Source organism: Saccharothrix hoggarensis (genome assembly GCF_042678885.1).
Classification (GTDB): Bacteria; Actinomycetota; Actinomycetes; order Mycobacteriales; family Pseudonocardiaceae; genus Actinosynnema; species Actinosynnema hoggarensis.
In genome coordinates, this window is the sequence record NZ_JBHTLK010000038.1 from 20,804 (window position 1) to 40,038 (window position 19,235).

At 71.3% G+C, this 19,235-nt stretch carries 13 protein-coding genes; 5 read left to right on the forward strand and 8 right to left on the reverse strand.

The genetic code is table 11. The annotated features are described in order from the left end of the window. Positions 1 to 384: 384 nt before the first annotated feature. Positions 385 to 1,392 (forward strand): LacI family DNA-binding transcriptional regulator, encoded by a 1,008-nt coding sequence (locus ACFQ3T_RS10420; RefSeq protein ID WP_380722777.1) that lies wholly within the window; start codon positions 385 to 387, stop codon positions 1,390 to 1,392. On the opposite strand, the gene ACFQ3T_RS10425 is transcribed toward ACFQ3T_RS10420, so the two are convergent. Genes ACFQ3T_RS10425 through ACFQ3T_RS10450 form a run of 6 tightly spaced genes read right to left on the reverse strand, consistent with a single transcriptional unit; the run spans position 1,342 to position 12,331 of the window. After that, positions 1,342 to 4,170: a beta-galactosidase gene (locus ACFQ3T_RS10425; RefSeq protein ID WP_380722779.1), complete on the reverse strand. Its 2,829-nt coding sequence runs from the start codon at positions 4,168 to 4,170 to the stop codon at positions 1,342 to 1,344. The genes ACFQ3T_RS10420 and ACFQ3T_RS10425 overlap by 51 nt on opposite strands. After that, positions 4,167 to 6,464 (reverse strand): alpha-xylosidase, encoded by a 2,298-nt coding sequence (yicI, locus tag ACFQ3T_RS10430; protein WP_380722781.1) that lies wholly within the window; start codon positions 6,462 to 6,464, stop codon positions 4,167 to 4,169. Before yicI ends, ACFQ3T_RS10425 begins: the two co-directional genes overlap by 4 nt. Beyond that, positions 6,461 to 7,273: a carbohydrate ABC transporter permease gene (locus ACFQ3T_RS10435; protein ID WP_380722783.1), complete on the reverse strand. Its 813-nt coding sequence runs from the start codon at positions 7,271 to 7,273 to the stop codon at positions 6,461 to 6,463. Before ACFQ3T_RS10435 ends, yicI begins: the two co-directional genes overlap by 4 nt. Then, a complete protein-coding gene (locus ACFQ3T_RS10440; protein WP_380722785.1) occupies positions 7,270 to 8,172 on the reverse strand; it encodes a carbohydrate ABC transporter permease in 903 nt (300 codons plus the stop codon). The genes ACFQ3T_RS10435 and ACFQ3T_RS10440 overlap by 4 nt, the downstream gene beginning before the upstream one ends. Continuing rightward, positions 8,169 to 9,446: an ABC transporter substrate-binding protein gene (locus ACFQ3T_RS10445; protein WP_380722787.1), complete on the reverse strand. Its 1,278-nt coding sequence runs from the start codon at positions 9,444 to 9,446 to the stop codon at positions 8,169 to 8,171. The genes ACFQ3T_RS10440 and ACFQ3T_RS10445 overlap by 4 nt, the downstream gene beginning before the upstream one ends. Then, positions 9,446 to 12,331 carry a glycoside hydrolase family 3 protein gene (locus ACFQ3T_RS10450; protein WP_380722789.1) on the reverse strand — a complete coding sequence of 962 codons (2,886 nt, stop codon included), beginning with the start codon at positions 12,329 to 12,331 and terminating at the stop codon, positions 9,446 to 9,448. The genes ACFQ3T_RS10445 and ACFQ3T_RS10450 overlap by 1 nt, the downstream gene beginning before the upstream one ends. A 265-nt stretch (positions 12,332 to 12,596) precedes the next feature. Here ACFQ3T_RS10450 and ACFQ3T_RS10455 point away from each other — a divergent pair, with 265 nt between their 5' ends. Then, positions 12,597 to 13,937, forward strand: a complete 1,341-nt coding sequence (locus tag ACFQ3T_RS10455; RefSeq protein WP_380722791.1) for a glycoside hydrolase family 43 protein — start codon at positions 12,597 to 12,599, stop codon at positions 13,935 to 13,937. 49 nt (positions 13,938 to 13,986) lie between these two features. Here ACFQ3T_RS10455 and ACFQ3T_RS10460 read toward each other — a convergent pair whose 3' ends face one another. Both ACFQ3T_RS10460 and ACFQ3T_RS10465 read right to left on the reverse strand, forming a co-directional pair. Then, positions 13,987 to 15,309, reverse strand: a complete 1,323-nt coding sequence (locus tag ACFQ3T_RS10460; protein WP_380722801.1) for a M20/M25/M40 family metallo-hydrolase — start codon at positions 15,307 to 15,309, stop codon at positions 13,987 to 13,989. Between the two features lie 63 nt (positions 15,310 to 15,372). Next, positions 15,373 to 16,329, reverse strand: a complete 957-nt coding sequence (locus ACFQ3T_RS10465; RefSeq protein WP_380722793.1) for a universal stress protein — start codon at positions 16,327 to 16,329, stop codon at positions 15,373 to 15,375. Positions 16,330 to 16,823: 494 nt separating this feature from the next. Here ACFQ3T_RS10465 and ACFQ3T_RS10470 point away from each other — a divergent pair, with 494 nt between their 5' ends. The 3 genes from ACFQ3T_RS10470 to ACFQ3T_RS10480 all read left to right on the forward strand — a co-directional run. Then, positions 16,824 to 17,591 (forward strand): hypothetical protein, encoded by a 768-nt coding sequence (locus tag ACFQ3T_RS10470; protein ID WP_380722795.1) that lies wholly within the window; start codon positions 16,824 to 16,826, stop codon positions 17,589 to 17,591. 25 nt (positions 17,592 to 17,616) lie between these two features. Next, the gene (locus ACFQ3T_RS10475) at positions 17,617 to 18,171 is read left to right on the forward strand and encodes a hypothetical protein (protein WP_380722797.1); all 555 of its coding nucleotides are present in this window, start codon (positions 17,617 to 17,619) and stop codon (positions 18,169 to 18,171) included. Next, a partial coding sequence (locus tag ACFQ3T_RS10480) for an MAB_1171c family putative transporter (RefSeq protein WP_380722799.1) occupies positions 18,164 to 19,235 on the forward strand: 1,072 nt, incomplete at its 3' end. The genes ACFQ3T_RS10475 and ACFQ3T_RS10480, both read left to right, overlap by 8 nt.

Here is a 19,235-nt window from a genome sequence, read left to right on the forward strand (position 1 = left end):
GATGCCTATCGTGATCGACCGACGGAAAGCGCCTTCCGGTGTGACGAGGCACCGGAGGACCGATCAAGGTCGCGTTATCGACCTGTGTGGACCATCGACACCGTTGACATTCCCGCGACAGGTCAACCGCCATGTTCGCGTTAACATCCCCGCCTCACGGGACGCTTCAGGCCGACATCTCGCGATCACTGTGGATACGGCGACCACACGACCTTCCGCATCCGGTTGACGCCTGACATACTGATGTTAGCGATATCACACTTAGCGGAACCAGCTCCGACGCACGCCCGGCCTCCGCGGCCGAGACAGCGTGCCGACTCCGATTGCCAGTCCACTGTGGACAGGCGAGGAGTGGGTGCAGGGCGGACGTATTATGATCGCCCGATGGTCACCATCGCCGACGTCGCCCGAGCGGCGGGAGTGTCGCCCAGCACCGTGTCGTACGTGCTGTCCGGGAAGCGCTCGATCTCGGAGGCGACCCGGCGGCGGGTGCACCACAGCATCCGCGCGCTCGGCTACCGCCCGAACGCGGGCGCGCGGGCGTTGGCGAGCAACCGCACCAACGTCCTGGCGCTCGTCGTGCCGCTGCGCGCCGACCTGAACGTCCCGGTGATGATGCAGTTCGTCACGGCCACCGTCACCGAGGCCCGGTCCTACGACCACGACGTGCTGCTGCTGACGGCGGACGAGGGCGCGGAGGGGCTGCACCGCGTGGTGGCCTCCTCCCTCGCCGACGCGATCATCGTGATGGACGTGGAGGCCGCCGAGCCGCGCGTGCCCGTGCTGCGCGAGCTGGGGCGGCCGGCGGTCCTGATCGGCGTGCCCGACGACCCGCAGGGGCTGACCTGCGTCGACCTCGACTTCACCGCCGCCGGGTCGGAGTGCGTCACGCACCTCGCCGACCTCGGCCACCGGGACGTCGCCCTCATCGGCCCGTCGCCCGCCGTCTACGAGCGCGGCACGAGCTACGCCGGCCGGTTCCTGCGCGGGTTCACCAAGACGGCCGCGGACCGGGGCGTCACGGCCGTCACGCTGCCCTGCGTGCCCACCTACGACGGCCTCCGCGCGTGCCTGGACGACCTGCTCGCCCTGGAACGCGCGGTCACCGGGCTGGTGGTGCACAACGAGGCCATCCTCGGCCCGCTGCTGTCGGAGCTGGACCGCCGGGGCAGGCGGGTGCCGGACGACATCTCCGTGCTCGCGGTCTGCCCGCCGGACCTGGCCGAGGCGCAGTCCGTGCCGCTGACCTCGGTCGACATCCCCGCCGTCGAACTGGGCGCGCTGGCCGTCGAGCTGGCGATGCGCCTGCTCGACGGCCTGGGCGAACCGGAGGTCCGGTTGCTACCGCCGCGGCTCACGGTCCGCGCCGGCACCGGTCCGGTGGTTGCCTAGGGTCACCAGGCTCACCGGTCCGGGATCACCCTGCGCGGCCTCGGTGGAGATCACGGCGAAGGTGAGCGTGTTGTGGTCCCGCAGCACGCCTGCCGGGAGCACGAACTCCCGCTGCGGGCCGACACCGTTGAGGTACTGGCCCATGTTCCAGCCGTTGACGAACACCAGCACCCGGTAGTCGCGGTCGGTGGTGTCGTCGAACCGCAGGCCGAGCGAGACGTCGTGCCCGCGCGGCAGGTCGAGCCGGAACGTGGTGCGGTACCAGGAGACGCCCGGGGTCAGCTCGCCCGGCGTGTTCTGCCAGCCGCCCCCGTCGCCGGGCAGGTGCCAGCCGGCACGTTCGCCGTACAGGCCGCCGGTGTTCATCGGGCCGCGTTCGCCGTCGGTGGGCAGCGAACCCCGGATCTGCCACGAGATCGGCGCGGTCGAGCCCTCGACCGCCACCCCGAACAGGCCGCGGGGCTGCTTGTGGCGGACGTCGTCGGCGGTCCAGTCGTCGTTGTGGCCCATGTTCTCGACCAGCACGGTCAGCGTCGCCTGCTGCCCGGCGGAGAGCAGCCCTTCCGGCACGGCGAAGTCGCCGCGTCCGGGGTCGGGGTTCACCGGCTCGGAGTCGGCCTGCGTTCCGCCGGGGGCGGAGCCGAGGTAGCGGCCGTTCAGCCAGACCAGGTAGATGCCGCGCCTGCCGGTGATGGCGTTGACGGAGACGGTCTTCTCGGCGCCGGTGGCGGTGAACCGGCCGCGGTACCAGACGTTGCCGTTGTGGTGACCGTACTCGTCGGCGTAGAGCACCGGCAGCGTCTTCGGTTTGATCGGGCTCGCCGTGGTGGTCTTGTCTGCGGTGGTCCAGCCGGACTCGTCGAAGCCGGGCGGCTCCGCGCGGTGTCGCCAGTTCGTCAGCGCGGGCAGGCGCACCTGCTCCGGACCGGGCAGCGAGCCGAGCAGCGAACCGCTCGGCGTGCGGCGCACGGGCACCGGGCGGCCGCCCACGGTCAGGTGGCGGACCGGTGCGAACACCTCCACGTCGGACGCCCGGTCGGTGTCGGCGCGCAACGCCAGCCGGTCGCCTCTCACCTCGGCGGACCGGACCAGCGAGGCGCCGCGGACGAGGACGGGGCCGGCGGAGGTGTCCTGCCGCCAGAACCGCGCGGCCGTCTCGTCCGTGCCGAGCATGAGCAGCAGCGGCTGCCGCCCGCCGCCGGTGACCAGCACGCGGGCGAGCCCGGTGTGCCGGTAGTCGAGGCGCAGGTCGCCGTCCTCGTACGAGTGGCGCACCTCGCCGTCGAGCACCTGGACGGTCGGCGCCGAGTCGTAGCGCAGCACGGTGGAGCCCTGTTCGCCGTCACGGCCGTAGAGCACGGCGACGTCACGCCCCGACACCGTCACGTGGGTCAGGACCTCGGAACTCGACCAGGCCAACCGCTGGCCGCCCAGGTCGTACCCGGCGACGAGGATCTTGGCGTCGCGGCCGTTGACCCGCACGGGCACCTGGTAGCGGCCGTCCGGGGTCGTCCAGTCCAGCGTGGTGGACAGGTCGGCGGCGCCGGCGAGGTCGGCCTGCCGGACAAGCACGAACTGCGTGCCGGTGTCCGGGTTCGCCCGCGCCCGCGCCAGGACGGCCGGGTCGGCGGGCACGGGCGCGGTCGCCGCGTCGGTCTTGGTCAGCGGCGCGACCGTGGTCATGAAGTAGCCCTGCCGCTTGAACTCGTCGTACTTCGCGGTGAGCTGCCGCGACTCGGTGATCGCCGAACCGTAGTCGTAGGAGGTGTACACGTCGTTCGGCTGCGGGAGCCAGCCCCACGACGTGCCGCCGAACGTCATGTAGTAGCCGAACATGGTGGCGCCACTGGCGATGGCGTTGTTCTTGTAGAACACCTTCATGTAGCTCGGGCCGGTCAGCTCGCGGCACTTGTCGTACCCGGCGTTGTTCAGGTCGATCGCGCCGGCCTGGTACTCGGCGGCGTACACGGGCGCGTCGTCGCGCAGCCGGCGCGTGACGCCGTCGCCCCACGGGCCCCAGGCGTCGGGGTTGTGGCAGTCGAACGACTGCGGGTAGTCGTCGACGCCGGGGATCTGCACCGCGCCCTTGCCGGACGACCAGTTCGCCAGGTTCCCGCCGCAGCAGTTGTTGTGCACGATCGGCACGTCGATGCCGGCGTCGCGGGCCTGCCGCTGGAGGTCTTCCATGTAGGCCGCGTCGACGTTGACCGCGTACTCGTTCTCCACGTTGTACGCGATCACCGAACCGCCGCGGCTGACCTGGTGCCGGGCGATGATCGGGTTGAGGTGGCCCAGCCACTCCGTGTACGCGGCCCGGTAGCCGGGGTCGCTGGACCTCGCCCGCCCCTCCACCGTCTTCAGCCACGCCGGGAAGCCGCCGCCGCTGGTCTCCGCGTTGATGTACGGGCCGGGGCGGGCCACCACGTACAGGCCCAGCTCGTCGGCCATCCGCAGCAGCCGGTCGACGTCGCGCACGCCGGTGAAGTCGTAGACGCCCGGCGAGGGCGAGTGGTAGCCCCAGTGGAAGTACAGGGACACGCCGGTGAACCCGGCGGCGCGGATCTTCTCCAGGATGTCGCGCCACAGCTCGGGGCTGGGCAGCCGGAAGTAGTGGAACTCCCCCGACCACAGCATGACCCGCTCGCCGTCCACCATGAGCGAGTACCTGTCGTAGGACACCTCGTGCCGTCCTCCGGTCTCCGCCGCGGGCGCCGCGACCACCGGTGTGGTCGCGGCCAGGGAGCCCAGCAGCACGAGTGCCACCGCCAACAGCCTCATCGGACACCCCTCAGGGTCAGGGCGCCGTCACCGGCGCTGATGAGCACTCCGTTGTCGTGCGTGCTCGCCGCGCCGCCGTCCACCGCGTCCACGGCCCGCGCGCCGACGAGGAGCACCCGCCACCGCGCCGGCGCGTCGTCCGCCTCGACCCGGATCTCGTCGCCCCGCCGGCGGGTGCGGAACGTCGTGCCGCCGACCACCGTGACGTGGTCGCCGTCCGCGAGCTCGTACACGTGCAGCGTGACGCCGTCGGCGTAGTCGTAGTCCGGTCGGTCGTCCACCGCGCCCACGGGCAGGATCGTGTTCGGCCGCACCAGCACGGGGGCGGTGAGGAAGTCGCAGCGGTCGCGCACCCAGCGCGGCCCTTCGACGGTCTCGCCGGTGAGCAGGTGCGTCCAGGTGCCGTCGGGGACGTAGTACGAGACGTCGCCCTCGTCGGAGAACACGGGCGCGACGAGCAGGTCGTCGCCGAGCATGTACTGGCGTTCGAGGTGCGCGCAGCCCGGGTCGTCGGGGAACTCCACGACCATCGCCCGCATCACCGGCACGCCCTCGCCCGACGCCTGGCGCGCGGCCCGGTCGAGGTAGGGCATGAGGCTCAGCTTGAGCTTGGTGAACCGCCGCAGGACGTCCACGGACTCCTCGTCGAACAGCCACGGCACCCGGTACGACGAGCTGCCGTGCAGCCTGCTGTGCGAGGACAGCAGGCCGAACGCGATCCACCGCTTGAACAACGCGGCCGACGGCGTGCCCTCGAAGCCGCCGATGTCGTGGCTCCAGAACCCGAACCCGGACAGGCCGAGCGACAGCCCGCCGCGCAGGCTCTCCGCCATCGACTCGTACGTGGCCTCGCAGTCGCCGCCCCAGTGCACCGGGAACTGCTGCGACCCGGCCGTGGCGGACCGGGCGAACACCACCGCGTCGCCGTCGCCGCGCCGCTTGCGCAGCACCTCGAACACGGTCTGGTTGTAGAGGTGCGTGTAGTAGTTGTGCATCCGCTCCGGGTCGGAGCCATCGTGGTAGACGACGTCGGTCGGGACGCGCTCGCCGAAGTCGGTCTTGAAGCAGTCCACCCCCTGCGCCAGCAACGCGTCCAGCTTGGAGGCGTACCAGGCGCGGGCGGCCGGGTTGGTGAAGTCCACCAACGCCATGCCGGGCTGCCACAGGTCCCACTGCCACACGTCGCCGTTCGGCTTGCGCAGCAGGTAGCCGTTCGCCTTGCCCTCGGCGAACAGCGGCGAGCGCTGCGCGATGTACGGGTTGATCCACACGGAGATGCGCAGGCCGCGGGCGCGCAGGCGTTCCAGCATGCCGACCGGGTCCGGGAACGTGCGCGGGTCCCACTCGAAGTCGCACCAGTTGAACTCGCGCATCCAGAAGCAGTCGAAGTGGAACACGCTGAGCGGGAGGTCGCGCTGGAGCATCCCGTCGATGAACCCCGACACGGTCTGCTCGTCGTAGGCGGTGGTGAACGACGTCGAGAGCCACAGGCCGAACGACCACGCGGGCGGCAGCGCAGGACGGCCGGTGAGGGCGGTGTACTTGCGCAGGATCTCGCGCGGCGTGGGGCCGTAGACCAGGAAGTACTCCAGCTCCTCGCCCTCGACGCTGAACTGGACCTTCGACACCGCCTCCGAGCCGACCTCGAACGAGACGTGGCCGGGGTGGTTGACGAAGATCCCGTACCCGGCGTTGGTCAGGTAGAACGGGACGTTCTTGTACGCCTGCTCGCTGCTCGTGCCGCCGTCGGCGTTCCAGATGTCGACGGTCTGCCCGTTCTTCACCAGCGGCCCGAACCGCTCCCCCAGCCCGTACACCGCGTGGCCGACGCCCATGGTGAGCTGCTCGCGGACGTGGCGCGTGCCGTCCACCGTCATGAGGCCCATGCCCTTGACGCCGCTGCTGGTCAGCGCGCGGCCGCCGGCGGTGAAGTCGACCCGCCACTCGTCGCCGCGGTGCACGCGGACCGACAGCTCGCCCGACGTCATCACGACGCCGGCGTCGTCCTCCACCACTTTGGCCTCGTGCGTGCCGTCGGCGCTCAGGGCGAACGCGGGCTCCTTGGCCACCTGACCGCTGAAGTGCGTGATCCGCACGCCGATCACGTCCGCCATCGGCGAGGTGAGCCCCAGGGTGATCGCGGGGCCCTTGAGCGTGTCGCCCCGGTGCCGGATGCGGCGGGTCGGCGCGTACACGACGACCTCCCCGTCCCCCGTGGTGACGTCGTGCGCCTCGACCGGGTGGGCGGCCTCCACACCGGGCCGCAGCAGCCAGTACCCGTCGCTGAACTTCACTTGACCGCTCCTGCCGTGATGCCTCGGGTCAACGCCCGCTGGAAGATGAGGAAGAACACGATCGCGGGGATGACGCCGAGCAGCGCGGAGGCGCTGGTCATGGTGGCGTCCATCATCCGCTGCCCCTGGAGCACGCCCAGCGCGACCGGCACCGTCTGGTTCTCGTTGGAGATCAGCAGCACCAGCGGGAGGAAGAACTCGTTCCAGGTCCAGATGAAGAAGAACACGAACAGCACGCCCAGCGTGGGCCGGCTGATCGGCACCACGACCCGCACGAGCGTCTGCCACTTGTTCGCGCCGTCGATGCGGGCGGCCTCCAGCAGTTCGCGCGGGAAGCCGCCGAGCGTCGACGTGAGCAGGTAGGTGCCGAACGCGGCCTGGACCACCGTGAAGATGATGATCACGGCCAGTTTGGTGTCGTACAGCCCGACCTCGTTGGCAAGGAAGTACAGCGGGTAGACCAGCGCCTCCTGCGGCAGGGTGTTCGCGATGAGGAACACCACGAGGATCCACAGCCTGCCGCGCACGCGGCCGATGCCCAGCGCGTAGGCGTTGAACACCGACACGACGACCGCGAGCACCGCCACGGACCCGCTGATCACCGCGCTGTTGAGCAGCTTCTCGCCGAAGTCGACGCGGTCCCAGAACGCGACGACGCCGTCCAGCGACACCCCGGTCGGGAGGTCGAGCGGTCCTCCGGTGGAGTACTCCTCCGGGGTCTTGACCGCGTTGAGCGCGACGAGGACGAACGGCGCCAGCATCACCACGGCCAGCACGACCATCGACCACAGCACGGCGTGCCGCTTCACCGCTCACCCCGGTTCTGCACCCGCAGGAACCCCCACGTGAGGACGAGGATCAGCACGGTGAGCACGGTCGCGATCGCCGCGCCGTAGCCGACCTGCGTCTTCTCGAAGAAGTTCTGGAACGAGTAGTACGACGGGACGTTCGTCGCGCCGCCCGGTCCGCCCCTGGTCAGCACGTAGATCGGCGCGAACACCTTCAACGCGGCGATCGTGCAGGTCAGCAGCACCACGAAGACCTCCGGCCGGATCTGCGGCACGGTGACGTGGAAGAACCGGCCCCACCACGACGCGCCGTCCAGCTCGGCGGCCTCGTGCAGCGAGGGGTCCACCCGCTGCATCCCGGCCATGAAGATCACCACCGGGTAGCCGACCTGGATCCACAGCATCACGCCCATGACGGTCCACAGCGCCAGGTCCGGGTCGCCGAGCCAGTTCTGCGCCAGCGCGTCCAGCCCGACGGCGCGCAGCACCTCGTTGAGCGCGCCGTCCTGCGGCGCCAGGATCCAGCTCCACACGATCCCCGCCACGGCGATCGGCAACACCTGCGGCAGGTAGACCGCGGCCCGCAGCACGCTCGCGTGGCGCGAGCCGAAGTGCTTGCCGATGAAGTCGAACAGGGCGGCGGCGATGACGAGCCCGGCCAGGGTCGGCAGGACCGCCATCGCCACCACCAGGCCGACGTTGTGCCGGAAGGACGCCCAGAACGTGCCGTCCGACACCAGCCGCCGGTAGTTGTCCAGCCCGGTCCACTCCGGCTCCCCCGCCCCGGACCACTGCGTGAAGCTGATGCCGATGTTCATCGCGAACGGCACCAGGATCACCGCGAGCAGCAGCAGCGCGCCGGGGAGGAGGAACCACAGGTACGACCCGCGGTCGCGGATCGAGGCGGGGACGAGGCTCATTTGCCGACGCTCGCCAGGTTTTCCTTGTAGTAGTCGGACAACTCGGTCAGCACCTCGTGCGGCCCGAGCTGGCCGGTGATGAGCTTCTGCACCGACGAGACCTGCACGTCGTAGAAGCCGGGCGCGGGCCAGTCCGGGTAGAACGCCAACCGGTCGCCGTCGACGAGCGCCGCGAAGTCGTCGTTGAGCTGCTTGCTCTTCGGGTCCGCCGCGGGGCTGTCGCCCGCCGCCACGGCCACGCCGCCGGCGTCGCGCAGCTTGTCCTGGATCGGCTGGGACATGGTGATCTCGATGAAGTCGTAGGCCAGCTGCTTGTTCTTCGACCCCTTCGGCACGACCCACAGGTTGCCGCTGGACCCGGCCGTCATGCCGGGCCACGGCACCGAGGCCCACTCGAAGTCCTTGACCTGGGCCTGGACCCGGCCGTACCACCAGCTCCCGCTGATCATGATCGGGTTCTTGCCCTGCATGAACGCCAGGCCCATGTCCTCGGCCTTCACACCGGCCGAGTCCTTGCCGATGTACCCCTCGCGCAGCCACTCGGCGAACGTCTCCGCGCCGTACACCCACGCCTCGTCGTGGAAGTCCACGTCACCCGTGTACCGCTGGTAGCGGTCGACCCAGTCGCGGTCCGCCTTGGTGAGCGCCAGCTGGTAGAGCACCTGCTGCGCCGGGTACTCCGCGCCGCCCAGCGCCAGCGGGGTGACGCCCGCGGCGACGAACTTCCTCATCGCGGCGGTCAGCTCCTCCAGCGTGGTCGGCGCGGCGAGGCCCTGCTGGTCGAACATCGTCTTGTTGTAGTAGATCGACACGTACTCGGCGTAGTTGGGGATGCCGTACCACTTGCCGGAGCCCATCACGCCGCGCTCGTCGTACTTCGCCGTGGTGTCGATGCCCGGACCGAGCTTCTTGTCCCAGCCGCGCTTGGCGACCTCGTCGCTCAGGTCGGTCAGCAGGCCTTGCTTGGACAGCAGGCCCGCCGTGGCGTTGCCCTTGTTGTACTCCAGGATGTCCGGCGCGTCGTTGGAGTTGAGGACCATCGGCGCGGTCTTCTGGATCTGCTCGAAGCCCTTCTCCTCGAACTCGACCTTCACGCCGGGGTGACTGGCCTCGAACTGCCTGATCGCCTCCGCCCAGGCCACGCCCATCGCGCTGTCCGGCCCCTCGTAGTGCCACAGCTTCAGGGTGTTGGCGTCGGCGCCGTCGTCCGACCCTCCGCAGCCGGCCACGGCCATCAGGGCCGCCAGCGCGGCCGCCAGGAGACGCTTGGACATCAGGATTCCTCCACGCTGAGGTTGTCGATCCGGGCCTTCCCCGTGAAGACCAGGTAGACGTCCTGCCGACCGGCCGCGCCGCGCAACGGCGTCGAGACCGCGGTCCAGGAGTACTTGTCGGCGGTGGTCGGCACGGCCACCGTTCCGACGAGCCGCCCGGTGGGCCCGCCGAGGCGGACCTCGACGGTCGTCGGCGCGTCGGGGTTCGCCACGCGGACCGACAGCGACCGGGCGGACCGGCCGAGGTCCACGTCCTCGTAGGAGACCCACTGGCCGGCGGCGGTCGCGGCGACGGCGGTGCCCCGCTCCCTGGTGGTGTCCACCAGGGTCACGCCGGAGTAGTCGTCGAAGTTCTGCGCCCGGGTGGTCTTGCGCAGGTCGCGCGGCGGGATCGTCTCCCCGCGCACGGTGATGCCACGCGTCAGCGAGCCCACCAGCAGCTCGTGCGGCGCGGTCTCCACGACGTGCTTCTCCCGCGTCACGTCCCAGAAGGACAGGTCGGCCGCGCGCACGGTCAGCTCGACCGTCTTCGTCTCGCCGGGCCGCAGCTCCACCCGCTCGAACGCCCGCAACCGCTTGACCGGCTGCTCCACCCGCGACTGCTTCTGCCGCGAGTACAGCTGCACCACGTCGGCGCCCGCGCGGTCGCCCGTGTTCGTCACGTCGACGCGGACCTTCACCTCGCCGGCGGCGTCGACCACCGCCCGGTCGACGCGCAAGGTCGAGTACCGGAACGAGGTGTAGCTCAGCCCGTGCCCGAACGGGTACAGCGGCTTGCCGTCGAAGTACTGGTAGGTGTGGCCGGACTTCGCGATGTCGAACCGGAGCTTGTCGGGCAGGTCCGCGTCGGACCGGTACCACGTCTGGGTCAGCTTCCCGCTCGGGTTGTGGTCGCCGAACAGCACGTCGGCGAGCGCGCGCCCGGTCTCCTGGCCCGCGTGCGTGGTCCACAGGATGGCGGGCAGGTCGGCGGTGTCCCAGTCGCCCGAGTACGGGTAGCTGCTCTCCAGCACGACGACCGTGCGCGGGTTGGCCTTGCGGACGGCGTCGATCACGGCCCGCTGGCCGGCGGGCAGCACGGTGGTCTGGCGGTCGTCGTCCTCGCGGCCGTTGATGAACGGCATGCTGCCGACCACGACGACGGCGGCGTCCGCGTCCTTGACGGCCGCCACGGCGCTCTCCACGCCGCTGCGCACCAGTTCCCGCCCGAACCTCGCCGCGGCGTCCGGCGTTTCCGCGCCGACGCGCAGCGTGCCGTCCGCGCCCACGACGACGTACCGGCTCTTGCCGAACCACGACTCCTTGACGTCGTTGCCCGCGTACTCCAGCACGTGCGAGCCGTCGGGTTGCGCGAGGAGCTTGAACTGCTGCTGGACGAACCAGCCGTTCGGCTGCACGGCGTTGTTGACCAGGCCGCGCCCGTCGCCCAGAGAGACCGTCCGGCCGTTGGCGGCGGTCCGCAGCGTCACGGTGCCCTCGCCCCAGTCGAACACGTCGAGGCCGGTGGCGTCGGCGGGAGTCGCCTCGGTGGCGGTGAGCGGCGCGCCGGTGTCCGAGGTGGACGCGGTGACGTACTTGCCGGTGGCCAGGTCCTTCAACCTGATCCGGTCCACGCCCTCGCTCGACGTGACGGCCGCGCGTTCGGCCAGGCCCTCCGCCGGCGTGATCCGGTACGGCATGGTGCCCGAGTACCAGTCCTCGTAGAGCGTGTCGGCGAGCTGGCCGACCACGGCCACCTTCTTGGTGTCCTGGGTGGACAGCGGCAAGGTGTTGTTGTCGTTGCGCAGCAGCACGACCTGTTCGGCGGCGGCCTGGCGGGCGAGCCGCCGGTGCTCCGGCGCGTCGATGACGTCCGGCGTGATCGAGGCGTACGGGTTGCGGCCGGGCGGGTCGAACTCGCCGAGGCGGAAGCGCAGCGACAGCACGTGCCGCGCGGCGTCCTCGACGTCGGCCATCGTGAGCAACCCCTGGTTCAGCGCGGTCTTGAGCGCCGACGTGGTGGGGGTCGAGTTCTGGTTGTCCTCGGTGAAGCTGTCCAGGCCCGCCTTCACCGCCGCCGCGTTCGCCTCCGCCTGCGTGGCGAAGTACCGCTGCCCCCGGGTGAGGTTGGACGCGCCCGCCGCGTCGCCGACGATCATCAGGTCCTCGTCGGTCCACGAGCGGACGACCTCGTCCAGTTCCGGTCCGACGTGCGTGGGACGGCCGTTGACCAGGTTGTACGAGGCCATCACGCCGGTCGCCGCGTTCGCCGAGACGGCCGGCTTGAACGCGGCCTCGTCGTAGTCCTTCAGGATGCGCGGCGGGACGATCGCGTCGACCCTGACGCGGTCGTCCTCGACGTTGTAGGCCAGGTAGTGCTTCAGCGTCGGCGCGGCCTGGAGGTAGTCCGGGTGGTCGCCCTGGATGCCGTGCCCGAACGCGGTCGAGATGGCCCCGGTCAGGTACGGGTCCTCCGAGTAGCCCTCCTCGTTGCGCCCCCACCTGGGGTCGCGCAGCAGGTTCACCACGGGCGCCCACAGGTTCAGGCCGTGCTGCGCGGGGTTCTTCGCGTGGAAGCCGCGGGCCTCCCGACCGGTCACCGCGCCGACCCGTTCGACCAGGTCGCGGTTCCACGTGTTCGCCAGGCCGAGGGCCTGCGGGAACACGGTCGACTCGCCGAGCCACGCGACGCCGTGCAGCGCCTCGGTGCCGGTCTTGAACGCGCCGATGCCCAGGCGCGGGATCGCGGGTTGGTACTGGTGGAGCAGCGACAGCTTCTCGTCGACGGTCAACCGGCCGAGCAGGTCGTCGACCCGGACCGCACGGGGCAGGTCGGGATCGCGGAAGGGCGACTCGGCGGCGTGCGCGGGCAGGGGCGACAGCACCCAACGGCGGCTTCCGGACACGGACGTCCCCTCTCGGTTCGGGGAGGCGCGGCGCTCCTCGCCATCGAAGCGCTTCGACTGAGCACGGTAGAGGGACCGCGGCGGCCGGCGCAACAGGCCGACGAGGTGGTCTTTGTTAGCGCTAATTAACTTGACGGCGACGTATTGACACGTCGGGCGCGACCGGGATACCAATTGCTCCCCACCCAGCCGACCCCGTGGTTCCGCCGACTCGGTGATGTTAACGCTAACAACTGTCGTCTTCTCCTGACCTGGGGGCTCGCCGATGCGCACCCGCACCTTGCTCGCCGCCGTGACCGCCCTGGTCGTGGCCGCGTTCGGCCTCGCCGGACCGGCGCCCGCCGCCCTCGCGGCCGGGCCGGCACCGCACTACCTGATGACGGCGTTCACGAACAGCAGCGAGTCGAACATGTACGTCTACGACTCGGCGAACGCGACCAACTTCGACCTGGTCCGGTCGAACGCGTACACCCCGCCGTCCGGCCTCATCCGCGACCCCAGCGTCATCCGGCACACCGACGGCTACTACTACATCGTCTACACCACGGGCTGGACCGGGAACACCATCGGCTTCGCGCGCAGCGCGGACTACACGACGTGGACGTTCCTGCGCAACGTCACCGTCGGCCTCAACGGCTCCACCGGCAGCACGTGGGCCCCGGAGTGGTTCAGGGACACCGACGGCAGCGTGCACGTCGTCTTCTCGGCCTCCACCACGGGCACCGCGGGCCAGTTCCGCCCCTACCGGATCACCGCGACCAACAGCTCGCTGTCCGCGTGGACCGCGCCCACGCCGCTCGGCATCCCCGCCAACTACATCGACAGCTTCATCGTCAAGGTCGGCGGGACGTACCACAACTTCCTCAAGAACGAGACGACGAAGTACATCGAGCACGCCACCGCCACGTCGCTCAACGGCCCGTGGCAGTTCGTCGGCACCGGCAACTGGGCGGGCTGGGGCTCGGGCCTCGAAGGACCCGCGCTCGTGCAGCTGCCCGACGGCCGCTGGCGCATCTACTTCGACCAGTACGGCGCGCACCGGTACTACTACGCCGACAGCTCGAACCTCGCCACGTTCGGGGCGAAGGTGGAACTCCCCGGCCTGTCCGGCACCGCGCGCCACTTCACCGTGCTGCGCGAGAACGTCGGCGACAGCACCGCCGTGGCCACGGGCACCCGGTCCCTGCGGTCGGCCAACTTCCCCGACCGGTACGTCCGGCACCGCGACTACCTCGCCCACGTCGACCCGCTCGGCTCCGGCAGCGCCCTGAACGACCGGCGTGACGCGACGTTCTCGATCGTCGCCGGGTTGGCGAACTCGAACTGCTACTCGTTCCAGGCGGTCAACTTCCCCGGCTACTACCTGCGGCACAACACCATGCGCCTCACGTTGCAGAACAACGACGGTTCGGCCGTGTTCCGGGGCGACGCGACGTTCTGCGGACGGGTCGGCCTGGCGGGCGGCGGCACGACGTCGTTCGAGTCGTACAACTTCCCCGGCCGCTACCTGCGCCACTACGACTACGAGATGCGGCTCGACCTGCGCTCGTCCGACTCCGCGTTCGCGGGCGACGCCTCGTTCACCGTGTCCGCGCCGCTGGCCTGACCCCTGACCAGGGGCGCCGCGACTCCCGGTCGCGGCGCCCCCGCACGGCTCAGGAGTTGCGCAGGAACCGGTCCAGCACGCGGACGCCGAACTGCAGCGCGTCGACGGGCACGCGTTCGTCCACCCCGTGGAACAGGCCGGAGAAGTCGAGGTCGGCGGGCAGCTTCAACGGCGCGAAGCCGAAGTTGCGGATGCCCAGCTGCTGGAACGACTTCGCGTCCGTGCCGCCGGACAGCATGTAGGGCAGCACCCGCGCGCCGGGGTCCTCGGCGGTGATGGACGCGGTCATCGCGTCGACCAGCGCGCCGTCGAACGTGGTCTCGACCGGCGGCAGCCCGAGCCACTCGCGCTCGACGTCCGGGCCGAGCAGTTCGGCCAGCTCGCGGTCGAACGCCTCCTCCCGGCCGGGCAGGATGCGGCAGTCCACGGTGGCCTCGGCGACGGACGGGATGACGTTCGCCTTGTACCCGGCGGAGAGCATGGTCGGGTTGGCCGTGTCGCGCAGGGTGGCGCCGATCATCCGCGACAGCGCGCCGAGCTTGCCGACGGCGCCCTCGATGTCGTCCTCGGGGAAGTCGAGCCCGGTGATCTCGGAGACGCCGGCCAGGAACTCGCGCACGGACGGCGTCAGCACGACCGGGAACCGGTGCTGACCCAGCTTGGTGACGGCCGCCGCCAGCTTCGCCACCGCGTTGTCGTGGTGGATCATCGAACCGTGGCCGGCCGTGCCGCGCACCCGCAGCTTGAGCCACCGGATGCCCTTCTCGGCGGTCTCCACGAGGTACGCGCGGACGTCGTCCTTCAGCGTGATCGAGAACCCGCCGACCTCGCTGATCGCCTCGGTGACGCCCTCGAACAGCTCGGGCCGGTTGTCGACCAGCCACTTGGCCCCGTACAGGCCGCCCGCCTCCTCGTCGGCGAGGAACGCGAACACGATGTCGCGGGGCGGCACCACGCCGTCCCGCTTGAAGCGGCGCGCGACGGCGAGCGACATCGCGACCATGTCCTTCATGTCGACCGCGCCGCGGCCCCACACGTACCCGTCCTGCACCGCGCCCGAGAACGGGTGCACGGACCACTCGGAGGCGTCCGCGGGCACCACGTCGAGGTGGCCGTGCACGAGCAGCGCGCCCCGTGACGGGTCGGCGCCCGCCAGGCGGGCGACCACGTTCCCGCGCCCCTTGGCCCCGGACTCGACGTAGGTCGTCTCGTAGCCGACCTCGCCCAGCTTCTCCGCGATCCACTCGGCCGCCGCGCGCTCGCCGACGACCGTGGCCGGGTCGCCCGTGTTGGTCGTGTCGATCCTGATCAACTCGCTGGCGAGCGACACGACCTCGTCCTGCGCGAGCCGCAGCCCGGCCCCGTCATCCAAGTTACTCACCCGGACTTCCTACCATCCGTCCCACGGGGTGGCGGCGGGCGCGCCGGCAGGTGGTCAGCGGGGCGCGTCGCGGCGGACGACGGCCAGCGTGCAGGGCGCGTGGTGGAGCATGGCGTGGCTGACCGAGCCGAGCAGGGCGCGCCGCACGGCGCCGTGGCCGTGGCTGCCGACGACGAGCAGGGCCGCGTTCTCCGCCTGGTCGAGGAGGGCCTGGGCGGGTCGGGCCAGGGACACCACCTGCTCCGCCCGGACGCCGGGGTGGCGGGCGAGCGCGGGGGCCAGCGACGTGCGGATCAGGCTCTCCGCCGCCGCGCGGAGCTGGTCGGTGTCGATGCCCAGGCCGAGGCTCTGCCCCCAGACGCCGCCAGCCCCGAGCGCGTCGACCGGCAGGCCGGTGGTGGCGTGCACGGCGACCAGCACGTGCCCGTGCCGTGCGGCGTACTCGGCCGCGACGTCCACGGCCCGGTCGCCCGGGGCGGAGCCGTCGACGCCGACCACCACGCGGCCGTCCACCTCCTCGGGCCCGCGGACCACGACGACCTGGCCGCGGAAGCGGTGCGCGAGGTCTGCGGCGACCGAGCCGGTGAACATCCTGGCCAGGCCGGTGGCGCCGGACGAGCCGACGACGAGCAGTGCCGCGTCCCGGCCGACCTCGCCCAGCACGGCGGCCGGGTGGCCGTCGAACGCGCGGGTGTCCACGGGCACGCCGGGCGCGACGCGTTCGCACTCGGCGGCGATCTCGGCGAGGTGGTCGTCCGTGTACGCGCGCACCGACTCCTCGCCGACCAGCTGGGGCAGCGGCATGGACACGGGGGTCACCACGACTTCCGGGAACGGTCCGCGCAGGACGTTCACGACGACGAGTCGCGCTCCCCGGCTCGCCGCCTCGCGGGCCGCCCAGCGCGCGGCCTGCCGGGACCGCTCCGAGCCGTCGAACCCGACGACCACGGCGCCGCGCCCGACCTCGGCCAGCGCGTTGTCCGGGTCGCCCGGACCGCTGGGACAAGCCATGCTCCACCTCCGCGCGCCGGGAAACCGTCGTCACGGGGATAGCCGGGGACGTCGCCACCGACACGTGACCCGTCCGTGTGGATTTTCCACGGGAGTGCGAATATCCGAATTCAGCTCGCTTATCGGCGGATTCGCGAGGGGAGACGGAAAAGCTGAGATGTATTCGCGACGGAGGAATTCGGCGCGTGGCGCGTCGGCGGGCGAGATCCCGCGGCCCTGCGCACCCCTCAACGCGTGCCGCCGTGGCGGTGCGGCGGCACAACCGCAGGGCCCCGGTGACAGCCGGCCTGGTCACCCGGGATCTCGCTGTCGCCGACTCCGTTCCACTGGCAGTACGCTCAAGCGCGGCTGCCCCCAATTCCAGTGGAACCGCCTCGGGCCAGGCTACTGGGGCCCCACCCTGGAATCAACCGCGGTGGCGGAGTAGCTTGGCCGTGCCACTCGCGAGTGGAAGTAGTCACGCGAGGAAGCGGTCGTGCGTACGGGGGATGGCCATGACGGCGGGAGAACAACGCGTTTTCGCCGAAGTCCTCGACGAACTGTGCCTGCGTCCCGGTGACCGCTCCCGGTACACGAACGTGGAACTCGCCGAGCGGATTCGCCGGGACGGCGGCGAGATCACGCACACCTACATCTCGCAGCTGCGCCGCGGCGACAAGGACAACCCGACGTGCCGCACGATCGAGGGCCTGGCCAACGCCCTGCACGTCCACCCGGCGTGCTTCGTGGGCGGCCGCAGCGCGCTGCACGCCGGTGAACGCCCGCGGTGGCGGCGAGGCGCGCTGAAGCACCTGTTCGACACCGTGTACCCGCCGAACCGGGGCCCGTTCTCGCCGGAGGAGATCGCCGCCCGCATCACCGCCGGCCCGTACGGGTCCATCTCGGCCAACTACGTGCGCGAACTCCTCGCGGGCACGAGCGACAACCCCCGGTTGAAGCACATCCTCGGGCTGGCCGAGGCGTTCGGCGCCGCGCCCGCGTACTTCTTCGACGACGAGCTGGCCGCCCGCGTGGACGAGCAGCTGGAGACCCGCCTGGCGATGGACAAGCTCGGCGTCAACACCGTCATCCTGCGCACCGCCGAGCAACCGCCGCCGCCCGGCGTCCGCAACAAGATCCTGCTCGCGCTGGTGCGGGCGCTGCACCCCGGCGTCGAGGCCGAGGACGCCATCCGGCGCGCCCTGGAGCCGGACGAGCCGGCGACGTCCGCCGACGACGAGCCCACCGACGGCCGGGCCGTGACCGGCACGGGATCGACGTAGGCGGCCGGGTGGGAACGGTGACCTGATGAAGGCCAAGGAACTGCGCGCGCTCAGCGAGGACCTGATCCGCGACCTCGACCTGGACCGGTCCGCCACCACGGAGGCGGTGTGCGTCCGGCTGTGCGAGGTGGTGGCCCGGCGGCTGCGGCGGGAGATCATCCTGCGGTTCGACGACCTCGGCGCGGGCGGCACGAGCGGGCTGTGGGCCGTGACCGAGGACGAGGTGCACGTCATCATCGTCACCACGGCCCGCAGCTGGGTGCACCGGCTGCTCATCCTGCTGCACGAGATCGCGCACATGCTGTGCGGCCACCGCGCGCCGCGGCTCAACGCCGAGGAGGGCCGCCGGCTGCTCTACCCGGACCTGTCCCCCGCCATGTTCCGCATCCTCGCGGGCCGCACGGACCTGTCCCGCCGGGACGAACGGGAAGCCGACCGCGTCGCGGGCGTGCTGACCCGCGCGTTGATCGACTGGGCGGGACGGCAGCCGGCCGAGCCTTCCCTCCCGGACGGCGACGACCTCGTGACGCGGGCGTGGTACTCGTTCGGCTACTCGCCCGAGCGGGGCTCCCGTGGATGACGTCCTCTACCTGGGCAGCGTCGTCGGCGTGCTGGTGCTGCTCGCGCACAAGTGGTGGGCGTACCGGGAGGCGCCGCCCGAACGGCGACCGGCGCTGCTGCCGATCTGCCTCGCGTGCGTGACGGCGGCGCCGGCGTTCCTGTTCCTCGCGCCGACGGTGGGCGTGAGCGTCGATTCGCTCACCGGCATACCGAACCTGTCCGTGATGCTGGTGTACACGTCCGGCGTCGCGTTCGTCGCCGCGAACCAGGCCATGCTGCTGTACTGGCGGCACCCGCCCGAGCGGGCGTGGCGGACGACCCGCCGGGTGCTGGCGGCGTCCGCCGTCGTGCTGGCGACGATGATCGCGCTGTTCGTGCTGGGCGACGCCGACGAGGAGCACCACGGCGACTTCCCGGCGGCGTACGCGGACGCGCCGTACCTGGCCGAACTGCTGGTGCTGTACCACGTCGCCTACCTCGTCGGCCTGCTCAACGTCGTGCGGCTGTGCTGGCTGTGGGCCGGGGAGACGCCGCCGGACCAGCCGTGGCTGGGACGCGGGCTGCGGATCAACGCGATCGGCGTCCTGGTGGGGTCCGGCTACGCCGTGCTGGTGCTCGTGGGCGTCATCGGCAGCCGACTCGGCGCGAACCTCGACGCGTGGGCCGTGGCCGCGCCGAAGGCCCTCACCCTGGCGGTGCCGATCGTCGTCGTCGGGGCGAGCATCGCCGCGTGGGGCCCGCGGCTGACCGACCTGCGGGAACGGGCAGGGCGGCAGCGTGACGCGGTCCGCGACCACCGGCGGTTGCGGCCGCTGTGGCACGCGTTGCGCGCGGTCGACCTGGCCATGCGGCACGTGCCCGGAACGCTGAGGGAGCGCTTCGACCCCGAGCACCGCCTGTTCTGGCGCGTCATCGAGATCAACGACTGGCTGCACCGGCTGCGGCCCGGCCACGACGCCGAGGTGGCCCGCGCGGTCGACCGCCGTGCCGCGGGACTCTCGCCGGACGAGCGGTGGGCCGCGCACGAGGCCGCTCGGATCAAGGCCGCCCTGCGCGCCCGCGACCGCGGTGACGAACCCGCTG

What these genes read in the sequence shown, in the direction of transcription:
- ACFQ3T_RS10425 (WP_380722779.1), bottom strand. Translation starts at nt 4,170, where the DNA reads ATGAGGCTGTTGGCGGTGGCACTCGTGCTGCTGGGCTCCCTGGCCGCG.
- ACFQ3T_RS10470 (WP_380722795.1), top strand. Translation starts at nt 16,824, where the DNA reads ATGACGGCGGGAGAACAACGCGTTTTCGCCGAAGTCCTCGACGAACTG.
- ACFQ3T_RS10455 (WP_380722791.1), top strand. Translation starts at nt 12,597, where the DNA reads ATGCGCACCCGCACCTTGCTCGCCGCCGTGACCGCCCTGGTCGTGGCC.
- ACFQ3T_RS10475 (WP_380722797.1), top strand. Translation starts at nt 17,617, where the DNA reads ATGAAGGCCAAGGAACTGCGCGCGCTCAGCGAGGACCTGATCCGCGAC.
- ACFQ3T_RS10420 (WP_380722777.1), top strand. Translation starts at nt 385, where the DNA reads ATGGTCACCATCGCCGACGTCGCCCGAGCGGCGGGAGTGTCGCCCAGC.
- ACFQ3T_RS10440 (WP_380722785.1), bottom strand. Translation starts at nt 8,172, where the DNA reads ATGAGCCTCGTCCCCGCCTCGATCCGCGACCGCGGGTCGTACCTGTGG.
- ACFQ3T_RS10465 (WP_380722793.1), bottom strand. Translation starts at nt 16,329, where the DNA reads ATGGCTTGTCCCAGCGGTCCGGGCGACCCGGACAACGCGCTGGCCGAG.
- ACFQ3T_RS10445 (WP_380722787.1), bottom strand. Translation starts at nt 9,446, where the DNA reads ATGTCCAAGCGTCTCCTGGCGGCCGCGCTGGCGGCCCTGATGGCCGTG.